The following is a 21,419-nucleotide window of genomic DNA, read 5'->3' on the forward strand; positions in this document are numbered from 1 at the left end:
AAAATAACACGGCTCCGGTCACGGACAAAGCTTTATTCAAAAACAGAATCATTGAAGATTGCAACGGTAAAATCATTACTGATTCAGTACAGCGTAAATTGTTTTTTTTGAAAAGACAGGAAGAGTTAGCGGCTAACAGCAAGAGAACCCCACATTCCAAGGCGGCTTTAACGCCAACACATTTGTGCAGTAACAGCAATTTTGAAGAATATGAAAACCAGTCGGGAACAAATGTTTTAAAAAACTTTCTGTATACTTCAGCGGATCCTTTTAATCCGACGCAATGCAACACTCCTCTTACCATTGCGAATCAATATATTCCGCAATATGATCCGTCAGCCCCAACACTAATGGCCGGTACGGTTCCTTCAAATCATATAGACGAATACATTGGTGATATTGCTGCTTTTGACCAATTCGCTCTTAAAATCAACCATAAAGAATCTTTCACTACTTCCGGTGTTACCCAGGTCAAACGTTTCAAAACCAACAATGAAACCGAATTTCTTTTCAATTACAAAGTGGTTTTACAAAGTATCGAGACATCGGGACATATCAATGAACAACCTTTTTTTAAAGCCAGAATAATACGAAATGACGGAACAGTGGCTGATGAATTCTGTCTTACGGGAGATCCCAGCAATTGTATTTTCACACAAGGTCCAAATTTTGAAGCAGGAAGTATTGTACTCTATACTCTAAACTGGCAGTCAGGAAGTTTAGATATTTCATCAATTCCCAACCACGAGGAATTCACTATTGAATTTACAGCAGCGCGTTGCGGATTGGGTGCCCATTTCGGTTATGCCTATCTTGATGATTTGTGTTTGCAACATTCGGATGAAAATTTACAGGGAAGCATTGAACTTGATCCGCTTTTCAAAATTTGCCCAACTTTACCACTTTCTGTGTGTGGGCATTTTACTGTTCCGAATTCGGGTGGCGTTTCTGCTAATATTGACAGCATTACATTGAATGTTTATAATACTCCTAATACCGTTGTTTATTCTACGAGCTCTACAAGTTCCCTGGACTTAGTCAATAAAACCTTTTGTTTTCAACTCGACGCCACTAATTTACCTAACATCACAACAGCTAATTATAATGTTAGCGTGACTATTAATTACGGACTTACAGATACTAACTGCACAGGGACTGACTTTAATTCTGCAACTGACAGTGATGCTAATCCCGGCTGGGACATTTCATTTATGAATTGCACCAACGATTGTAATTTCACTTTACTAACCGGAACCCTTAAACTATGTGACTCCAATGATGACGGAAAAGAGTTCTTCAATCTGACAAATATTGATTCACAATTAATCGGAACACAGACCGGATTGACGCTGAGTTATTTTACTTCAGTTTCAGATGCCACAAACAATGTGAATCCAATTACAAATTTTAATAATTATGAAAGTTACACGGCAACCCTTTTTGCAAGGGTAGCTACTTCAAATCCAACTTGTTTTAAAATAATCGCATTTGCACTTGTAGTTAAAAACCCGGCGGCAACAATTTCCGGAATTCTAAATGTTTGTAATGGCAGCACCCTATTAACGGCTTCTTCCGGAGTGTCCTATTTATGGTCCAATGGAGCCACGACACAAAGCACATCAATAACAACCAACGGGACCTATAGTGTTTCTATAACGGATAGTGACGGTTGCGTATCAGAAGCCTCAGTAACCATTATTCCTTCCAATGTAGCCGTATCTCCGACCATCGAGGTTACCCAACCGACTTGTTCTGTGCATACAGGGACGATACAAGTAACTTCTCCCGCTGCAGAATTCAGTTTCGATGGAGGTGTCACATGGTCAACAAATCCAATACTTTCAAACGTACCGGTCGGATCTCATAATGTAAAAATCAAAACAATCAATAACTGTTACTCTTATAATACCCAGATTAACATAGTTCCGTTCCAGTCATCCTATCCACATTACAGCAGCACCGATCCAACCAGTTGTAACGGAACGGGAAGCATTACGATTACATCAGTAGCTGCAGAATATAGTTTTGATGATGGTGTCACCTGGACAACAAACAATATTGCTTCTAATTTAGCATTAGGCATCTATTTAATCCGAACACGTGATGCGAACGGATGTATATCGAACTTTAACAATGTCGTTTTAAGCGGAGAATTTTTACCTTCAGCTGCCTATACAACTATTGCCCCATATTGCTCAAATCCCGGAAGCATCACTATTACTTCTCCTGGAGATGAATTCAGTATAGACGGTGGAACAACCTGGCAAAACTCAAACACGTTTAACAATTTAACACCGGGAAGTTATGTCATTAAAGTACGGACAGCTCAAGGTTGTACTTCTCCAAATGTTTATGTGTATTTGACAAGATTTGAAAACAGTTCTCCATCATACACTATTGATGAAGCCGGATGCGATAAATATGCATCTTTGACCATAACAACACCTGGAGATTTTTACAGTTTTGATGGTGGCACAACTTGGACAACAGACAATACTTTAAGTAATTTAAATGGCGGAACAAGTTTTTCCATAAAAGTAAAAAGAGATCCAAACTGTGTAAGCCGCACATCTACGGTACATATTAATTCGCAATATCATCCGATTCCAACCCTAACGGATTATGCAATCTTAATTTGCGACAATCAAAACAACGGAAATGAAAGTGTTGATTTAACAAACTTCAATTCAAATTTTATTGCAAATACAACTAATTGCACTTTTGAATACTATTTAACGGAAAATGGTGCCCAAAACCATGTTGCTTCTGAGTTAATCGTTAATAGCACTCAATACCTTCTTAATGAAGCCCAAAAAACACTTTATGTTTTGGTAACCGATGGTTTTGGCTGCTCAAATGTTACTCATTTAGATCTGACACTTATCCCTACTCCTGTGCCCACTATTAACGATTTCTACTACTTATGTGAACATCATTCCGTTCGTATTAGGGAAACCGAATCATTTGATACTTATCTATGGTCAAACGGAGCGACCACTCCTGCGACATTTTTCTTTCAACCTGGTTTTTATACATTAACCGTCACAAAAAATTACGGTTCGGTAACTTGCTCAACAACAAAAACTTTTGAAATCATTTTATCTAATCCGGCTACAATTACACAAATTAATTTTGACGATTGGACCTCTGACGAAAATTCTGTACAAGTTATTGTAAACGGATTAGGTGATTACGAATACTCATTAGACGGTATACATTATCAGGACAGTAATGCTTTTAGTAATTTAAACCCAGGCGAGCATACTGTTTTTGTAAGGGACAAACACGGATGCGGCACCGTAAGTGACGCTGTTTATTTACTCGTTCATCCCAAATTTTTCACTCCGAACGGTGACGGGTACAACGATTTCTGGAAAATCAAATTCTCGGAAAAAGAACCCAACCTGACCATCAGAATCTTTGATCGTTACGGAAAACTGATGAAGAAACTCGAGGCCAACTCACAGGGTTGGGATGGTACGTGTTCCGGAAAAGTACAACCTGCCAACGATTACTGGTTTGTGGTTACCCGCGAGAACGGAAAAGAATACCGTGGTCATTTTACGTTGAAGCGATAATTCAAAAATAATAAGTCTTTGTTAAACCGAATTCAGCTACCTATATTTTTGTTATTTTAGCAGAACCAAAAAAATCGTTATGCCAACCGACTGTATCAGTTATCAGAATTCAGGGTATTTTACAAAACTTATTGTTGATTATTTGAATCAGGAGCCTGAATTACAGTCGTTGTATCATCGCTTCCCAACCCTGGAAAATTTCAGGCTTCAGGCGGAGGAAAAAGCAAGCCATTTTCCGGAAGAAAACCGAAATGTGTTGGTAACCGCGCTGGAAAAACAATATTCCGGTTTTGAGGTTTCTGAAGCGACCAAAGCGAACATTGCATTATTAAAAGATCCTAAAACACTAACCATAACCACCGGTCATCAGTTGAATCTGTTTACCGGTCCGCTTTATTTTCTCTATAAAATTGTTTCTGCCATTAACCTGTCCAAACAATTAAAAGCAGCACATCCTGAATTCAATTTTGTACCTGTTTATTGGATGGCAACCGAGGATCACGATTTTGAGGAGATCAATTACTTTTATTTCAGAAACAAAAAAATCCAATGGAACCGTGAAAGTAATGGTCCTGTCGGAAGACTTTCCACAGAAGGACTGGAAGCAGTTTTTGAAGTCTTTTCAAAAGAATTGGGCGTTGGAACTAATGCCGAGTATTTAAGGGAATTATTCAAAAATGCCTATTTAAAACATTCCAATTTAACCGATGCTACGCGTTATCTGGCCAATGAACTTTTTAAAGAACAGGGATTGGTGATTATCGACGGTGATGATGCCGAATTAAAAAAATTGTTCATCCCGTATGTTAAACAGGAACTGACCGAACAAACTTCTTATACAAAAGTTTCTGAGACGATTGAGAAGTTTAAAAACTATACCGTTCAGGTCAACCCACGGGAAATCAACTTATTTTATATCGATAACGATTTAAGAGAGCGTATTGTTTTTGAAGACGGAATTTATCAGATCAACAACACTAAAATTACTTTTTCTGAAAGCGAACTGTTGGCGGAACTGGAAAATTCCCCTGAGAAATTCAGTCCGAATGTAATTCTGCGTCCTTTATATCAGGAAGTGATACTGCCGAATATCTGTTACATTGGTGGTGGAGGGGAATTGGCATATTGGCTGGAACTGAAATCGATGTTTGAAGCCTACAACATGGTGTTTCCAATACTCTTATTGCGGAATTCGGTTCTGCTTGCCACTGAAAAACAAGCCGGCAAAGCCGATAAATTAAACCTGAACTGGAATGATTTATTCTCTAAACAAACTGATTTACTCAATAGAAAAACTTCGGAGTTCTCTGGCCTCAATCTGGATTTTTCAGAACAGAAAGAATTCCTGAAACGCCAATTTGAGAAACTGAACGATATGGCAGCCCAGACCGACAAATCCTTTTTGGGTGCCGTAAAAGCGCAGGAAACAAAACAAATCAAAGGATTGGATGCTTTGGAAAAGAGACTTTTAAAAGCCGAAAAGAGAAAACATAGCGAAGAGTTGCTTCGAATTTCAACGCTGCAAAACGAGCTTTTCCCAAACCAGAGTTTACAGGAACGAAAAGCCAATTTCTCCGAATTCTATCTTGAAAACGGTAACAAACTTCTTCATGAAATTTTTGAAAAGCTGCAGCCGCTTTCAGATACTTTTCAAATAATCATACCTTAAAAGAACGTTTTTTCTTCTTAAAATTGTAATTGGTCGATTTTTTATAACATTTTATCTATATTTTTTTAAAAAAATATAAGATGGCGTTAAAAAAATGTTATTTTCGCACGACAATTTTAGAAAACAAATAATATTATGTATATGAAGAAGAATTACGTTGTCCTTGGTATCAGTGCTTTGGCACTTTTTTTATGCTCATTTTACAACATGGGCGTTACGAATCCGAAAATGGTTTTGGTGGAAGGCGGAAAAGTAAAAATGAAACCTAATGTGGCATCAAAACCCGATTCTAAAGAAAAAAATCCGGATTATGAAGTTGCTGTTTCCTCGTTTGAAATCAGCAAAAATGAAGTAACGGTGGCAAACTGGAAAGAGTACACAACATCAACAAAAACAGCAATGCCCGCCAGACCTTCCTGGGGTTGGAATGATGACAATCCGATTACCAATATTACCTGGAAACAAGCCGTACAATACTGCAATTGGTTAAGTAAAGAGAATGGCCTAAAACCGGCTTATACCAAAAACGGAGATAAATACACCTGCAACTTCAAAGCCAACGGATACCGCCTCCCAACAGACGCCGAGTGGGTATTTGCCGCAAAAGGTGGTAATAAATCTAAAAACTACAAATATTCGGGAGGCAATGATCTGGAATCCGTGGCCTGGTATGCCAAAAACAGCGAAAAGGCACCAAAAGCATTCGGAACAAAACTTCCAAACGAGTTGGGACTTTTTGACATGAGTGGAAATGTATGGGAATGGTGCTGGGATTATTACAGTTCGGTTCATTATAAAATAGACTCCAAAGTAGATCCTGCAGGTCCGGAAAGAGGCGAAAAAAGATGTGTGAGAGGCGGTTCGTGGGATTCAAGCAAATTGGAATACCTGGAGCCATCGTACCAATTAACCTGGAATCCGAACGCAACTAACGAGTTTTTTGGCTTCAGGGTGGTGAGAACGATTACCAAATAATTTTCTGTTAACAAAATTGTTTTTCGTTAAGAAAACAGTACTTTTGCGCCAAATTAAATAAAAAAACAGAAATGGCAACTAACAGAACATTTACAATGATCAAACCTGATGCGGTTGAAAAAGGACACATCGGGGGAATTTTAAATATGATTACTGAAGGTGGTTTCAGAATCGTTTCAATGAAATTAACTCAGTTAACTGTAGCTGATGCACAGAAATTTTACGCTGTACACAGTGAAAGACCTTTCTACGGAGAATTAGTGGAATTCATGAGCAGAGGTCCTATTGTTGCTGCTATCCTTGAAAAAGAGAATGCTGTTGAGGATTTCAGAACTTTAATCGGAGCTACTAACCCTGCTGATGCTGCAGAAGGTACTATCCGTAAAAAATATGCTACTTCTATCGGAGAGAATGCAGTTCACGGATCTGACAGCGATGAAAACGCTGCTATTGAAGGAGCGTTCCACTTTGCAGGAAGAGAGCAGTTCTAAAAAAACGATTTTCAAATTACCGATTTGAATACAAAAATCCCGATTCGCTGAATCGGGATTTTTATTTGGTATTATTATATTAAGCCAAAAAGAATAGGAAAAGTAACGGAAATACTATTCCGGCCAGTGCCAACTTCCATCCTCTTCGTTTAAAGGTATGCTTTCCGGCCGAAATCATTAAAGCACCTGTAACTGCTATGGCAATCAAAGACACTCCGAAAATATCAGAATAATAAATCCACCAGTTCGATGTATTTTTGTGCAACTTCATGGCCTGACTTATAATCGGTGTCTTTTTGAAAGAAACGATTTCTCCTTTTCCGGATTTTACATCTATTTCCACATCGGTGTTTTCAAAAGAAATCTTTAGCATTCCCTTTTTCACGTTTGCCCTTCTGAATTTATCGTCGACTCCCATTTGCTTTGCCAGATTCTCGGCATATTTCTCACTAATCTGGTCTTCCGGCACTATTTTAGTCTGAATCGCTTTGGTTTCAACGGTATATTTTTCAGGATGCCAACTGTCCCGGTGATTCATCAAAACCCCTGATGCGGCAAATGAAATTATCAAACCCAAATAGAAATATCCCAAATCGCGGTGGATGGCCCTGATGTTTTTTTGTTTCTTCATTTATATTAAAAATTTCGTTTTTAAAATTTATATTTCAATGTTGTCATCACCTGACGTGGCGCTATCGGATTAACACTATAATTCTCGTGTACCGTGTAATTCAGTTCGTTTGTGATGTTGGAAAATCGGCACAAAACGGAAAACTGTTTCCACGTATATCCCAGCGAAAGGTCTATGGTAGTATAACCTTCAAGCGGAATGGTTCTGTCCGGAATGGTCTGTCCGTTGGTATTGTTCCAACCTGCGATTCGTTCTCCGATATAATTAGCGATACTTCCAACCGAAACCCCTTTGAATTTCCCGACTGGAACAGTGTAGAAAACACTCATATTTGCCGTATTTGACGGTGTTCGCACCAAGCGATCCCCTTCTATGAAACTTCCCGGCAAACCGCTTGTTTCGGTATAACGCATATCATTATAACTGTACCCCGTAACAATGTCCAAGCCCTCAATTGGTCTGACATTCACCCCTACTTCAATCCCCTTGCTTGTGGTTTGCCCTGAAAGTGTTTTAACGTTTGAATCTGTGTTATTGGTTCCATCAGCTTTGAATTCGGCCATTTGAGCCAAATTGTTATTGATGATTTGATACAAGGTTACATTTGCCGTTAAAAGTCCATTCCAAAACCCTTTTTTGACACCTACTTCAAATTGATCAATAATAGAAGCCTCAAGCGGATTGTTGTAAATATCCACTCCGGTATTAGGCGTAAATGAATTGGCGTAACTTGCAAATAGCGAAGTATTAGCAACCGGCTGGTAGACCAATCCCACTTTGGGTGAAAAAGCCGCGTCAATGCGTTTTGGATCTTTTTTTGGATTCGGATCATTTTCAGGAGTGTATTCATTCGCTTTGTAGTTGTAAGTTGTTGCCTCAGACTCCTGCCAAGACCAGCGAATACCTGCCAATAACTTAATTTTTTCGGTAAAAGAGATTAGATTCTGGGCATAAACTCCAACCCTGTTTGTGGTTGTTTTTACAATTTTAGTATTGGTCGCATCGGGAATCCCAAGATCGGTTTCATAAGTTGACGGATCATAAATATTTACCGTATCGTAGTTGGCGGGGTCATAAACATACGTATAGCCTTGAGTAAAAGAGTAGTCTGTATCAACTCCGGTCGACAATTGATGCTTTACAGAACCTGTGTTAAAAGTTCCCTGAAGATTGAATTGCTGAGCCGCTATGATTTCTGAATTTTTATTTTTTCCCAAGGGACGGTTCAGAGTACCGTCAGCAGCCGGTTGAATGCGTTCAGTTCCTTCTGAAGACCTTCCGTAATCCTGAAATGAAGTATTGGAACTGAATTTCCAGTTTTTATGAAATTTATAGCTGATCTGCCCTGTAAAAGAAGCCTGGGTTGTCAAACCGTTAGACCATCTGGCCCCCAAATAAGTATTGCGCGGTAAGTCAACCACTTCCCTTCCTATAGCGCCCGTTCCGAAATCGGGCGTCCAGTAATCCCTTAAATAATCTCCCTGCAACAGAAAATACGTTCTCTTTCCGGCTTTAAAAAGCACCGACGGATTTACATAGAAACGTTCTCTTGTAACAACGTCCCTGAAACTTTCGGCGTTTTCATAAGACCCGATAAACCGGTAAGCAATCGTTGAATTTAAAGGACCGTAAAAATCAACCGTTGGTTTGTAATAGGCATAACTCCCTGCCTGAAATGAAACCGACCCGCCTCTTGTGAAAGTTGGCGTCTTCGTTACCATATTAAGTATTCCTCCAGGCGCAACATTTCCGAATAACAAAGCCGAACTTCCCATCAGGGCTTCCACCTGTTCCAGAGAAGCTACTTCCGGCATCGATCCGCCATTGTAACGAAAACCGTTTTTAAACATGTTATTGGCAGTCATATCATAGCCACGGGACCAAAACGATTCCTGAGCACCGCCGCGAGCCGAACCAACATAAATACCATTTACATTTTTGACGACATCGCTTAATCGTGTCACTTGTTGCTGTTCCAGCGCTTTACGACTGATAACCTGAACACTCTGCGGCAGGTCTATTGTTTTGATACCCGCTTTACCATTGGCCAGCGTTCGATTAATTACGCTTCCGGAAACGATTACTTCCGATAACGTATTCGAAGCTTCAACTAAAACGATTTTAGGCACCACGGTTACTGCACCAGACTTTACCACAATCTGAATAAATGAAGTTACAAACCCGACATGAGAAACGACAAGTGTGCACTTTCCGGGTTTTATGTTTGAAATGCTGAAACTGCCTTCAGAATTCGATACTCCGCTAAAATCGGAATTTTTGGATGTAACGGTCACCTGTTCCAAAGGGGTGTTTTTTGAAGAAACAACTACCCCAGTAATGGTTCCGTTGTTTTGCGCATGAAGTTGTAAAGAGAAAAATATAATTACAAATAAAAATTGGATAGGGCTTTTCATTATGTTAAACTTATTTAGATTCATTAAATATAATGCAAAACTAAATAAGCCGGACATAACAAATCATGATTTTTATCATGAAATTAAGATAATTTTATCTTTTATTTTTTTATCTGAAAATCAAATCAGTGACAACTTCTTTTCGAAGCTCTTCATTGATCATTTTGATGATTTTGGCTTTTCCGTAACTCAATTCTTCCCTCAAAACCGCGGAAGAAAGTGCCACGTAAAGTGTACTGCCTTTTAAAAGTATTTCGGTGGTATAATTATTTACTCCATTACCCATAAGGTTTTTCCAGGCATCCCTCACGTCGATTTTATCCATGCCGGCCTGCAATCGGTTATCCTGAATAAATTTCTTTAGAACATCCCCAATCGGACTTTCCTCATTGAATCGTTTTGCCATTATTTTACGGTAAAAGGTTTTGCTTTTTTGTAATGGTATTCGATATCCTGATCGTTTTTCACAATCAGTTTTTCATCGGAAATTTCGATGATTTCTTCTTTCCATTTAGCATATGGGGTAGTATAATTCAGAAAGGCATCACCATCCGTATTTGTAATTACTATTTTCTCGGACAGATCATTCATCAGATAGCTCCCGTCAAATTGAGGCACCACCTTCTTTCTGAAACCCTTTTTATCCTTGATTTCAAAAAAATCAATCGTTGGGTTAATTTTATACTCTTTCTTGCCGCCATCGGGCAATTCGGCCTTTTCAATTTCCCAATACCCGTTTATTTTTGCCAGATCTTTTTCTTCAATGGTCTGTTTACAACCAACCAACAATAAGACAGTAATAACCGCAACAATAATTTTTCTCATCGGAATTTAATTTCAGCAAAGTTACTTTTAAAAATCATTCAGGAAAAACAAAACAGATTAAACTATTTGCTAATTTTAGAGTCGAAGCGTAAACCAAAAACGGATGAAAAATTTCATTATACCAATACTCCTTCTTGTTCTTGTTTCTTTTATAAGTTGCAGTTCCGATTCTGAAACAGACATCAATCCCACACCAACACCGGAAACCATGTATTTTCCGCCACTTACAGGAGATACCTGGAAAACTAAAAGTATTACCGATTTGGGTTGGAACCAGGCTGCTGTAGCGCCATTGGAATCGTACCTGAACGAAAAACACACTAAAGGATTCATCATCCTGGTTAACGGCAGAATTGTCATGGAAAATTATTTCAACGGACATAGCGCAACAGCCAACTGGTATTGGGCCAGTGCGGGGAAAACACTAACTGCCACAGTAACCGGAATTGCACAGCAGGAAGGCTTTTTGAACATTGATAATAAGGTTTCAGATTATATCGGAACGGGGTGGACTTCGGCACCTTTAGCGAAAGAGAATTTAATCACGAATCGTCATTTACTAACCATGACTTCAGGTTTGGACGATGCGTTTAACGACAGCTCCAATGCAACATTACACGACTGTGTAGAACCAGGTTGTTTAACCTATAAAGCGGATGCTGGAACGCGATGGGCTTATGATAACGTTTATGTTAAACTTCAGGACGTTGTAGCACAGGCAACGGGTCAGACATGGAACAATTATTTCAACACCAAACTGAAAAATCCGATTGGGATGACCGGTTTATGGGTACAATCCAACAACAATAGCGTGTATATGAGTACCACCAGAAGCATGGCGCGTTTTGGTTTGTTAGCGTTGAATAACGGCAACTGGAGCGGAACACAGATAATTAACACGACTTACTTTAACAGCGCAACAATTACTTCACAAAGTATCAATCAGGCGTATGGTTATTTATGGTGGCTGAACGGAAAAACAACTTATCATTTACCGCAATCACAACTAACCTTTAACGGTTCACTGATTCCTACTGCGCCGGCCGATATGTACTGTGCTTTAGGAAAAGACGATCAAAAAATATATGTGGTGCCTTCTAAGAAGATGGTCGTAATCCGAATGGGAGATGCGGCTGATGGTTCCAATATGGCACTTTCCGATTTTGATGAAGTACTATGGCAAAAAATAAAGGCGTTATATGAATAACGCCTTTATTTTTATTTTGTACTGAAGAATTTTATTATTGCATATAAAACCAATATAAAGCTGATTAATCGTAATGCCAAAAAAGCATTTGGAAAGGGTTTTTCAAGAAATATCGAAACAAAACTAATTAAAAACGTAATCAGAATAATTTTAATTGGTGATGCGTTTCTGAAAAAATCAATTACTTTATTCATGTCAGCCTTTTATTTAAAGAAGGAATCTACAAACTCGTATTTATTGAATACCTGTAAATCTTCGATACCTTCCCCTACTCCGATGTATTTCACCGGAATCTGGAACTGATCGGAGATTCCGATTACCACTCCGCCTTTTGCGGTTCCGTCCAGTTTGGTAACAGCTAAACAGGAAACTTCAGTAGCAGCGGTGAATTGTTTTGCCTGTTCGAAGGCGTTTTGTCCCGTAGAACCGTCCAGTACCAATAAAACATCGTGTGGCGCATCTTCCACCACTTTTTGCATAACGCGTTTTACTTTGGTTAACTCAGCCATTAATCCCACTTTATTGTGCAAACGTCCTGCGGTATCAATAATTACCACATCGGCATTTTGCGCCACTGCGGATTGTAACGTATCGAAAGCTACGGAGGCAGGATCACTACCCATTTGCTGACGAACGATGGGTACACCTACTCGGTCTGCCCAAATCTGCAATTGATCGATGGCCGCGGCACGAAACGTGTCGGCAGCTCCAAGAACAACACTGTGACCTGCTTTTTTGAATTGGTACGCTAATTTCCCAATAGTGGTTGTCTTTCCAACGCCGTTTACACCAACTACCATGATTACGTAGGGCTTTTTGTTGGCTGGGATTTCGAACTCGGTGGCTTCTCCGGAATTGGTTTCCGATAACAGACCTGCGATTTCCTCACGAAGAATGCCGTTAAGTTCGTCGGTTCCTAAGTATTTGTCTTTGGACACGCGTTCTTCGATGCGTTCGATGATTTTCAGGGTTGTGTTTACACCTACGTCGGAGGCTACTAAGATTTCCTCCAGGTTGTCCAACACCTCATCGTCTACTTTTGATTTCCCTGCAACCGCTTTGGTTAACTTAGAGAAAAAAGAAGTTTTTGACTTTTCAAGACCTTTGTCTAAGGTTTCTTTCTTTTCGGATGAAAATATTTTTTTAAAAAAATTCATTCTAAATATGAATTACATGTTATGAATTATGCCTGAATAGAAGCCTTTTTGTTTTCCTTAGCCCTGATGGCAGTGGAAATCCTTTTTATTGTGGGCTGGCTTTAGCCAAGACCACAATAAAAAGATTGCAACGTACAGCAGGAATTACCATTAAAGAAAGCCCAAACGATTGGCTCCAAACTTCAGCAAATATAAAAATAAAAAAGCTACTTCCGTATGAAAGTAGCTTTTCTATATATTGTATAACGGAATTATTTCTTACTTAAGAAAGCATCCACTTCTTCTGGAGACATTACTGACTCAACGAAAGTATAAGCACCTGTTTTTGGTGATTTTACCATCTTGATAGCTTTAGTCAATCTTTTTGAAGCTGTCTGTAATGTTGCAACGGTTTTCTTTGCCATGACTTACTATTATTTAATTTCTTTATGAACAGTTACTCTTTTTAAGATTGGATTAAATTTTTTAATCTCTAATCTGTCCGGAGTATTCTTTTTGTTTTTAGTCGTAATGTAACGAGATGTTCCTGGTACACCAGAAGTCTTGTGCTCAGTACATTCTAAAATTACCTGAATTCTATTACCTTTCTTTGCCATCGTGATATATTATTTAAGGTTACGGAATTATTTAACAAATCCGTTAGCTTTAGCTTCTTTCAAAACTGCAGCGATACCATTCTTATTAATCGTTTTTAAAGCAGATGTAGATATCTTTAAAGTTATCCATCTGTCTTCTTCAGGAATGTAGAAACGTTTCTTAACTAAGTTTACACTAAATTTTCTTTTAGTTTTATTCATAGCATGAGAAACATTGTTTCCAACCATTGCTCTCTTACCTGTAAGTTCACAAACTCTTGACATTGTACTTATCTTTATATTCGTTATTCAAAATCAGGGTGCAAAGAAACAAAAAAGAAACCTATTTCACAAACTATTTCAATTAGTTTTTTAAAATTTCTTGATAAATTTTTTCCAGAGCTTTGTTGACGGCCCTGTCTATCACTTTTTCACGGGGTTGCCCGAAGTTAAATTCTTCACTCTCTACGCCTTTGGGAGTCGCCATTGCGACGATTACAGTCCCCACTTCCGCATCGGCTTCACCCTTATTCGGACCGGCATTTCCGGTGGTCGCGATTGCATAATCGGTTTTCATTATTTTTTGAATATTGAGCGCCATCGCTTCGGCAACTTCCTTACTTACGACCGAATAGATGTCGATTGTTTCTTGGGAAATCCCTAACACATTCACCTTCGTTTCGGTGGCATAACTCACCACACTGCCCTTAAAATAATTCGACGAACCCGAAACCGAGGTTAAAGTGGCCGCTATTTTTCCTCCGGTACAGCTTTCTGCCGTTGAAATTGTAAGCCCTTTCTCTGTGAATAATCTTCCTAAAACCACTTCGATACTTTCATCATCATCGTAGCCGATAATTGCCTCACGAATGATTTCATCCAATTTCACCACCTCATCAGCAATTGCTTTATACAAAAGCACTTCGTTGGTTCCGCGGGCGGAAAGTCGCAAACGCACCTGACCTGCATTGGGCAAGTAGGCCAGTTTTATGAATTCCGGTAAATTATCTTCCCAGGATTCGATTTTTTCAGCTAGCAAGCTTTCGCCGATTCCGTAGGTACGAATGGTTTTATGAACAATGTAAGGTCGGTCAAACTTGGTCACAAGCCTTGGAATCACTTCGTTTTCAATCAGATGTTTCATTTCAAACGGCACACCCGGTAAGGAAATAAAAACGGTATTTTCTTTTTCCATCCACATGCCCGGAGCAGTTCCTACCGAATTAAACAATACGGTACATTTTGAAGGCACCAAAGCCTGATCTTTGTTAAGTTGTGTGATCGGTCGCTTAAAATACCCTTCAATCAGTTGGGTTACGTGCGCCAGAACGGTTTCATCGGTAACCAATTCATCCTCAAAATAATCACATAACGTTTTTTTGGTGATATCGTCTTTGGTCGGCCCCAATCCGCCGGTTATAATAACAACCTCCGATTGGTTTTGCAGTTTTGACAGCGTATCCAGAATATGCTGTTTATCATCCGTGATGGATAACATTTCGTGTACGCCAATCCCAATCTTATCTAATGCTTTGGCTATAAATCCCGAATTGGTATCGATAATTTGTCCGATGAGTATCTCATCGCCTATGGTAACAATGGTTGCTTTCATTTTCTTTTGAGCGGATAAGCATCAAATATACTACGCTTTACACACATGAATAAACGAAAAAAAATCATTAACATTATATTAGGAAATGTTAATGATTTTAAGTCTTATGCTTTATCCCCGGAAGTTAAACATTGTAGTCTTTTTTCACTTCTTTCAGGGCATTTTCAATATGTTCCTTTAAACTTTTAAAAACCTCTTTTATCTCTTTTCTTTTGCCTTCTGATTTTGTCCATTCCATTATCTGAAGATTCTCTTCATAGGCAGCATCCATTCCCAACAAATCCAGAGTAGGTTTTATTTTATGGGAAGAAGCATAGGTTTTCGCATAATCTTTTTCTTCGATACCTTCCTTGATGGCTTTTAATTCCACAGGTACTTCTTCTACAAAAAGAGTAATAATCTGTTGTGCGAATTCGGTATCGTTATCCGAAATTTCGTAAACTTTCGATAAATTATAATGTAATGCCATTTACTTTACCTGTATTTTAAAAAGTTGCTGTCCTTCTATAAAACCTTCCAAAACATCATTCGGTTGTACTTTCGCCACTCCGGCAGGTGTTCCCGTAAAAATAACATCCCCAGTTTTCAGGGTAAAATATTGTGAAACATAAGCAATCAGTTCGTCTATTTTCCATAACATGTGACTGGTATTTCCACTTTGAACCACCTTTCCGTTGTTGGTTAATTCAAATTTAACATTTTCCAGCGAACTGAAATCTTTTTTCGGCAAAAAATCACTTATTACCGCTGAATGGTCAAATGCCTTGGCTTTTTCCCACGGAAGCCCCTTACTTTTCAGTTCGGTTTGCAAATCACGGGCTGTAAAATCAATTCCCAATCCAATTTGATCATAGTATTTGTGGGCGAATTTTGGATCGATATATTTTCCGACTTTGCTGATCTTTACCAGAATCTCCACTTCGTGATGTACATCGTTACTGAACTCCGGAATCACAAATGGCGTTTGTTTCGGTAAAATGGCAGTGTCCGGCTTCATGAAAATCACCGGTTCACTCGGACGTTCGTTTTGCAGTTCGGAAATATGGTCGGCGTAATTCCGACCGATGCAGATAATCTTCATTTTTTTTAGTGGCTAAGTTACTAAGTCGCTGAGTTACTAAGTTACTGTTGTTTTGTATTCAGTTTTCGGAGTTTAATTGCCGTTAACACTTTTTTGGTATACAGCGGAAAATCGGCGTTTTGGATCCAGCCGAAATACCCCGGTTCCTTTTCCAGAACCTCATCCACCAACGCACCTTTGTGTTTTCCGAAAGTAAAGATCTCCTGCCCCTCCGCATTTAACGCGATGAATCCGGCAAAATCAACCGATTTCTTTCTTGTGGTAAATTCCGATAAGGTTTTCATGTCGTTTTCCAGTTCCGGATAACGTTCCAATTGCGCTTTCAGGATTTCGTAGGTCGCTAAAGTATCGGCTTCGGCACTGTGGGCATTTTCAAGACTTTCTCCACAATAGAACTTATAGGCAGCACTCAGGGTTCTTTCTTCCATTTTGTGGAAAATCGTCTGCACATCTACTGAAACGCGGTTTTTCATGTCGAAATCGACTTCGGCACGCAATAATTCTTCGGCTAAAAGCGGAATATCAAACCGATCCGAATTAAATCCGGCCAAATCCGAATCTTTAATCATACTGTGAACCTGTGAAGCCAATTCCTTAAAAGTCGGCTCGTTGGCCACTTTTTCATTGGATATCCCATGTACCGCGGTAGCTTGGGCGGGAATTGGGATGGTCGGGTTCACCAGCCAGGTTTTACTTTCCTTATTTCCGTTGGGATATATTTTTACTATTGCAATTTCGACTATCCGGTCTCTGGCCACATCAATTCCTGTGGTTTCAAGATCAAAGAAACAAATAGGCCTGTTAAGTTTTAATTCCATTATACTGTATTATATGATACAAATATAGTTGAATCAGAATCATTTCAAAACAAAAACCCGCCGGATACTGACGGGTTCTGATTTATTTACAATTATTTTACTTAACAATTTTAATATTTGCTGTATTCGTTCCGTTGGAGATCGTTAAAAAATAGACACCTTCAGCCAACGTTAACGGTAAATCCAATTTTTGGGAATTGTTTCCTGTTGGAAAATTTTGATTTTTCAGCAAATTTGAAATCAGTCTACCGCTGTTGTCGTATAAGTCGATACTTAACGTTTCAGCTTGATTACTATTAAAATCGAAATACAGGGTTTCTTTTACAGGATTTGGATAAACAAGAAAAGTATTATCCGGAAGTTGAAATTCGTTGTTTATCAATACATCTTCAGAATTAAATCGCAACAGAACAGTATAAGGATGACACGAAAAATGTGCTTCGCAAAAGACAGAACCAACAACAATTTTTTCATCGGACTGCAGCCCTATTAAACTTCCAAAACTACTTCCACCCAAGTCATCGTTTGGAATAAGAACAAGACCTCCGTTACCGAAAGCCGTGTCAAAACTCCCATTACTCAAACAACGCACCAAGCCTATTTGATTCAGGGAAAATCCATGGGAATCCACAAACGCCCTTTCACCTCCCAATACTATTTTTCCGTCCGACTGTAACTGAAGGGAACGTGATGCTATAGGCAAAATAAGAATACCTCTTTTTCCGAAATTGGGATCAAAAGTTCCATTAGGCAAAACCTGCAGCAAGGTATGCGTATAAGACAATTCATATTCGGATTCATTGTGGTACGATTTCCCGCAAAATAGCATTTTCCCGTTAGGCAAAATCTTAACTGAAGTTATTTGATCATTGTCATCCACATTGAATCTCATCTCCCCGTTTGTACCAAAAGTAGTATCTAAAGTTCCATTACTATTGTATCGGATTATCATATTATCACTACCGTTTGTCACCTCTATACTTCCTGCCAGGATTATCTTTCCATCAGGCTGCAATGCCAATACTCCTTCGTATGGATTCCCTAAAACATCACTGGTCTGGAAATCAGAATCCAAAGTTCCATTCGGGTTGTACCTTATCAATTGGAATCCTGAATTAGAATACCTGTAAACGACAATTTTTCCATCTAGTTGCTGTACCAAAGAAATGGTATTTAAGATCGTATTTGAAGATATAATCACGATACCATCATTACCAAAACCGGTATCCAATGTACCGTCGGTATTATATCGAATTAAAAAAGAATCTCTAAAATAATCTCCGTTGCTGTATTCAGAGTTATAAGCACCAACAACCAATTTTCCATCCGATTGCATCAGCATTGTTTTTAGAAAAGTAGTTCTTGGAAAATCGCTGATTACTTTTCCGCCCACACCGAATGTCTCATCTAAAGAACCATCCGGTTTATATCTTACCAAAGCAAATTGATAGTAACCACTTTGACTGAACACTCCGCCTGCGGTTATAATTTTATCATCAGAATCTATTTTCAAAGCATTCAAATCCGACATGTATCCCCCAAAAGTTGGAAACACACTTCCATGAACCCCAAAAGCTTCATCAAGGGTTCCGTCTTGCGCAACTGCAATTTCAAAAACAGAGAGAAAGACAACCAAAAAAACAGTAGTAATGCTATTCATAATTTATAGTTTCTTGATAACCACTAATTTACGAAATTAAAAAATGTGAAATTCGCATATGTACAACAAAAAAAAGACCTCAAAAACTGAGGCCTTTTACAACTGAATTATATGTGTGTTTCTTAGAAATCTCTATTTACATCAAACGCTTCTAAGTACTCAGCAACACGTTTCACGAAGCTTCCACCTAATGCACCGTCCACCACTCTGTGATCGTATGAGTGCGACAGGAACATTTTCTGACGGATTCCAATAAAATCGCCTTCCGGAGTCTCGATAACTGCAGGTACTTTTCTGATAGCACCCAAAGCTAAGATTCCCACTTGCGGCTGGTTAATAATCGGTGTTCCGAAAACAGAACCGAAAGTCCCCACGTTTGTTACCGTATACGTACCGCCTTGAGTATCGTCTGGTTTTAATTTACCTGCTTTTGCACGGCTTCCCAAATCGTTTACCGCTTTTGCCATACCTACCAGGTTTAATTGGTCTGCATTTTTTATTACCGGCACGATTAGGTTTCCGTTTGGCAACGCTGCTGCCATACCCAAGTTGATATTTTTCTTCTTGATGATGTAATCACCATCAACCGAAATATTCATTCCCGGGAAATCTTTCAATGCTTTAGCAACCGCTTCCATCATAATCGGAGTGAAAGTCAATTTCTCACCTTCTCTCTTTTCGAAAGCATTTTTCACTTTATCTCTCCATTTCACGATGTTCGTCACATCCACTTCAATGAAGGATTGTACGTGAGCCGAAGTTTGTACCGAAGCCACCATGTATCCGGAAATCAGCTTACGCATTCTGTCCATTTCTACGATTTCGTCTCCACCATTTACAGAGACCGGAGCCGCTTTTGACACTTCCGGAGCTGCTGCTTTTGGAGCCTGAGCCACAGGAGCCGCAACCGCTGCTGGTTGGCTTCCCCTGTTTTTAATATAATTTAAGATGTCTTCTTTATTGACACGGCCGTCTTTTCCGGAACCTTGTATTGACTCTAATTCAGCCAATGAAATCCCTTCTTCTTTAGCAATGTTTTTCACCAATGGAGAGAAGAATTTATCTGAATCCGCAAAATTAGCAGGAGCTGCTGTTTCTTTTGCTGCTTCAACTGTTTTTGCCACTTCTGCAACCGGAGCTGCAACTGCTTCTGCTTTTGGAGCTTCCACTGCACCGCCTTCGGTTTCGATGATGGCGATAGTCTGACCTACCTGTACCACATCATCGGTATTGAAAAGAATTTCAACCAGTGTTCCCGCCACTTCAGAAGGTACTTCACTGTCCACTTTATCGGTAGCAATTTCAAGTACTGCCTCATCCATTTCAATTTTATCTCCAACCTGTTTTAACCAGTTGGTAACGGTTGCTTCAGCAACACTTTCTCCCATTTTGGGTAATTTCAATTCAAACTTTGCCATATCTTTAAACTAAAGTTGTGTTTTCGTCTTTCGTTTGCAAAATTAGTAAATATTTTTAGCCTTAGCCACGAATTACACAAATTTGCACGATTTTTTTATATTTTTCAAAATTACGAATTATTCAAATTCAAATTTTAAATCTCAATCACCTCACCTCTGTCATTACTGCTGTTGCTTCCAATCATAAAAGAAGCTTTGTCCGGAATTATTTTAAAGGTGAATCCGTTATTTTTATTCTTCTCGAGAAAGGCGATAATTTCTTTGAATGTAAAACTGTTGTTGTCCAATACAATCTCAAATTGCCTTCCCTTTGAATCTGCCTGCGAAATTAAAGAATTTTCGTTGATATTATCAGCTCTTACCACCTTTTTTTGCAGCATGTTTTCCAATTTTATCCTCAGATTTTCATCCGAAGAAAACAAGACATATTCATCAATATCATAAACGATTTGCTGTTGTTGGGTTTTCTTCAGTAAGGCAAACAGAAAGGCTCCGATTCGCATAAAAACATCAAAAACAAACGAGCCTCCAAAATGCTTTTTATAGAAAAAACGCATCGCTTCCTGAAAACGTTTCATATAGGTCCCGTCTCGCACCGTGCTTTCACCTTTATAATGTATTACCGAAGTGTCGTGGAAATAATAATTCGATTTACCCGATTTCAAAACCATGTAACTTAAATCAATATCATCCGAATACATGAAACAATTTTCGTCAAAACCGCCCACTTCGAGATACAAATCGCGTTTCATCACCATAAAAGCGCCCACCAGAATATCTACTTTTCCGGTTTGATTTTCGGATAAATGCTGAGCGTAATATTCATTGAAGAGTCCGGATTGAGGAAAGATTTTATACAGTCCGAAAATTTTGGTAATTGATACCCATGGCGTAGGAACACCGCGTTTGCATTCCGGCAGAAAGTTTCCAGTGCCGTCAACGAGCTTGCAACCGACGATTCCCAAATCGGTTTCTGATTTTGCGAAAGCCAATACTTTTTCAAAGGTATCTTCAGCAACAACGGTATCGGGATTTAAAATACAGATATATTCTCCTGTCGCTTCGGCTACTCCTATATTATTGCCTTTCGGAAAACCGAGATTAGCTTTGTTTTCGATGAGTTTTACGTTTGGGAAACGGTGTTTCATCATTGCACAACTGTCGTCCACCGAAAGATTATCAACTACAATAATTTCGCCGTCGATGTTTTCCAATGCTTTCTGAACACTCAGAACGCATTGCTCTAAAAAATGACGGACATTGTAATTGAGGATGATTACGGATAGTTGCATCAGGCAAATATAGTTG

Annotated in this window: 20 protein-coding genes; 5 read left to right on the plus strand and 15 right to left on the minus strand. The window is 39.0% G+C overall.

Annotation, left to right across the window (positions count from 1 at the left end; translation table 11 throughout):
* Positions 1–107: 107 nt before the first annotated feature.
* From FLJC2902T_RS13290 to FLJC2902T_RS13305, 4 genes are all read left to right on the plus strand, one after another.
* Positions 108–3,578, plus strand: a complete 3,471-nt coding sequence (locus FLJC2902T_RS13290; protein WP_155958912.1) for a T9SS type B sorting domain-containing protein — start codon at positions 108–110, stop codon at positions 3,576–3,578.
* 79 nt (positions 3,579–3,657) lie between these two features.
* Complete coding sequence (bshC, locus tag FLJC2902T_RS13295) at positions 3,658–5,247, plus strand: bacillithiol biosynthesis cysteine-adding enzyme BshC (RefSeq protein WP_023580327.1); 1,590 nt, start codon at positions 3,658–3,660, stop codon at positions 5,245–5,247.
* Between the two features lie 141 nt (positions 5,248–5,388).
* Positions 5,389–6,222, plus strand: coding sequence for a formylglycine-generating enzyme family protein (locus FLJC2902T_RS13300; RefSeq protein WP_162147692.1), 834 nt, complete (start codon positions 5,389–5,391; stop codon positions 6,220–6,222).
* Positions 6,223–6,293: 71 nt separating this feature from the next.
* A complete protein-coding gene (locus FLJC2902T_RS13305; protein WP_023580329.1) occupies positions 6,294–6,713 on the plus strand; it encodes a nucleoside-diphosphate kinase in 420 nt (139 codons plus the stop codon).
* Between the two features lie 79 nt (positions 6,714–6,792).
* Here FLJC2902T_RS13305 and FLJC2902T_RS13310 read toward each other — a convergent pair whose 3' ends face one another.
* The 4 genes from FLJC2902T_RS13310 to FLJC2902T_RS13325 all read right to left on the minus strand — a co-directional run bounded on the left by FLJC2902T_RS13310 (position 6,793) and on the right by FLJC2902T_RS13325 (position 10,583).
* On the minus strand, positions 6,793–7,344 hold the full coding sequence (locus FLJC2902T_RS13310) for a PepSY-associated TM helix domain-containing protein (RefSeq protein ID WP_023580330.1): 552 nt from the start codon (positions 7,342–7,344) through the stop codon (positions 6,793–6,795).
* A 20-nt stretch (positions 7,345–7,364) separates the two neighbouring features.
* The gene (locus FLJC2902T_RS13315; RefSeq protein ID WP_035678773.1) at positions 7,365–9,758 is read right to left on the minus strand and encodes a TonB-dependent receptor; all 2,394 of its coding nucleotides are present in this window, start codon (positions 9,756–9,758) and stop codon (positions 7,365–7,367) included.
* Positions 9,759–9,867: 109 nt separating this feature from the next.
* On the minus strand, positions 9,868–10,164 hold the full coding sequence (locus FLJC2902T_RS13320) for a DUF721 domain-containing protein (protein ID WP_035678776.1): 297 nt from the start codon (positions 10,162–10,164) through the stop codon (positions 9,868–9,870).
* Complete coding sequence (locus tag FLJC2902T_RS13325) at positions 10,164–10,583, minus strand: hypothetical protein (protein ID WP_023580332.1); 420 nt, start codon at positions 10,581–10,583, stop codon at positions 10,164–10,166. Before FLJC2902T_RS13325 ends, FLJC2902T_RS13320 begins: the two co-directional genes overlap by 1 nt.
* A gap of 103 nt (positions 10,584–10,686) precedes the next feature.
* On the opposite strand from FLJC2902T_RS13325, the gene FLJC2902T_RS13330 reads away from it, so the two are divergent.
* The gene (locus tag FLJC2902T_RS13330) at positions 10,687–11,790 is read left to right on the plus strand and encodes a serine hydrolase domain-containing protein (RefSeq protein ID WP_023580333.1); all 1,104 of its coding nucleotides are present in this window, start codon (positions 10,687–10,689) and stop codon (positions 11,788–11,790) included.
* Between the two features lie 203 nt (positions 11,791–11,993).
* Here the strand turns inward: FLJC2902T_RS13330 and ftsY are convergent, their stop codons facing one another.
* The 11 genes from ftsY to FLJC2902T_RS13385 all read right to left on the minus strand — a co-directional run bounded on the left by ftsY (position 11,994) and on the right by FLJC2902T_RS13385 (position 21,403).
* On the minus strand, positions 11,994–12,947 hold the full coding sequence (gene ftsY, locus FLJC2902T_RS13340) for a signal recognition particle-docking protein FtsY (protein ID WP_023580334.1): 954 nt from the start codon (positions 12,945–12,947) through the stop codon (positions 11,994–11,996).
* Between the two features lie 251 nt (positions 12,948–13,198).
* Positions 13,199–13,351 carry a DUF4295 domain-containing protein gene (locus tag FLJC2902T_RS16090; RefSeq protein WP_023570098.1) on the minus strand — a complete coding sequence of 51 codons (153 nt, stop codon included), beginning with the start codon at positions 13,349–13,351 and terminating at the stop codon, positions 13,199–13,201.
* A gap of 9 nt (positions 13,352–13,360) precedes the next feature.
* Positions 13,361–13,543 carry a 50S ribosomal protein L33 gene (rpmG, locus tag FLJC2902T_RS13345; RefSeq protein WP_008253902.1) on the minus strand — a complete coding sequence of 61 codons (183 nt, stop codon included), beginning with the start codon at positions 13,541–13,543 and terminating at the stop codon, positions 13,361–13,363.
* Between the two features lie 27 nt (positions 13,544–13,570).
* Positions 13,571–13,807, minus strand: a complete 237-nt coding sequence (gene rpmB / locus FLJC2902T_RS13350) for a 50S ribosomal protein L28 (protein ID WP_023577072.1) — start codon at positions 13,805–13,807, stop codon at positions 13,571–13,573.
* A gap of 79 nt (positions 13,808–13,886) precedes the next feature.
* Entirely contained in the window at positions 13,887–15,134 is a 1,248-nt protein-coding gene (locus tag FLJC2902T_RS13355; RefSeq protein ID WP_023580336.1) for a competence/damage-inducible protein A, read from the minus strand.
* 124 nt (positions 15,135–15,258) lie between these two features.
* A complete protein-coding gene (locus FLJC2902T_RS13360) occupies positions 15,259–15,603 on the minus strand; it encodes an Hpt domain-containing protein (RefSeq protein WP_023580337.1) in 345 nt (114 codons plus the stop codon).
* Positions 15,604–16,215 (minus strand): fumarylacetoacetate hydrolase family protein, encoded by a 612-nt coding sequence (locus FLJC2902T_RS13365; protein ID WP_023580338.1) that lies wholly within the window; start codon positions 16,213–16,215, stop codon positions 15,604–15,606.
* Positions 16,216–16,256: 41 nt separating this feature from the next.
* Complete coding sequence (locus tag FLJC2902T_RS13370; protein WP_023580339.1) at positions 16,257–17,033, minus strand: 3'-5' exonuclease; 777 nt, start codon at positions 17,031–17,033, stop codon at positions 16,257–16,259.
* A 97-nt stretch (positions 17,034–17,130) separates the two neighbouring features.
* Entirely contained in the window at positions 17,131–18,693 is a 1,563-nt protein-coding gene (locus tag FLJC2902T_RS13375; RefSeq protein ID WP_023580340.1) for a T9SS type A sorting domain-containing protein, read from the minus strand.
* Between the two features lie 122 nt (positions 18,694–18,815).
* Complete coding sequence (locus FLJC2902T_RS13380) at positions 18,816–20,111, minus strand: dihydrolipoamide acetyltransferase family protein (RefSeq protein WP_023580341.1); 1,296 nt, start codon at positions 20,109–20,111, stop codon at positions 18,816–18,818.
* 134 nt (positions 20,112–20,245) lie between these two features.
* Complete coding sequence (locus FLJC2902T_RS13385) at positions 20,246–21,403, minus strand: glycosyltransferase family 2 protein (RefSeq protein ID WP_023580342.1); 1,158 nt, start codon at positions 21,401–21,403, stop codon at positions 20,246–20,248.
* Positions 21,404–21,419: the final 16 nt, after the last annotated feature.

Origin of the sequence: Flavobacterium limnosediminis JC2902, from assembly GCF_000498535.1 — a bacterium.
Lineage (GTDB): Bacteria > Bacteroidota > Bacteroidia > Flavobacteriales > Flavobacteriaceae > Flavobacterium > Flavobacterium limnosediminis.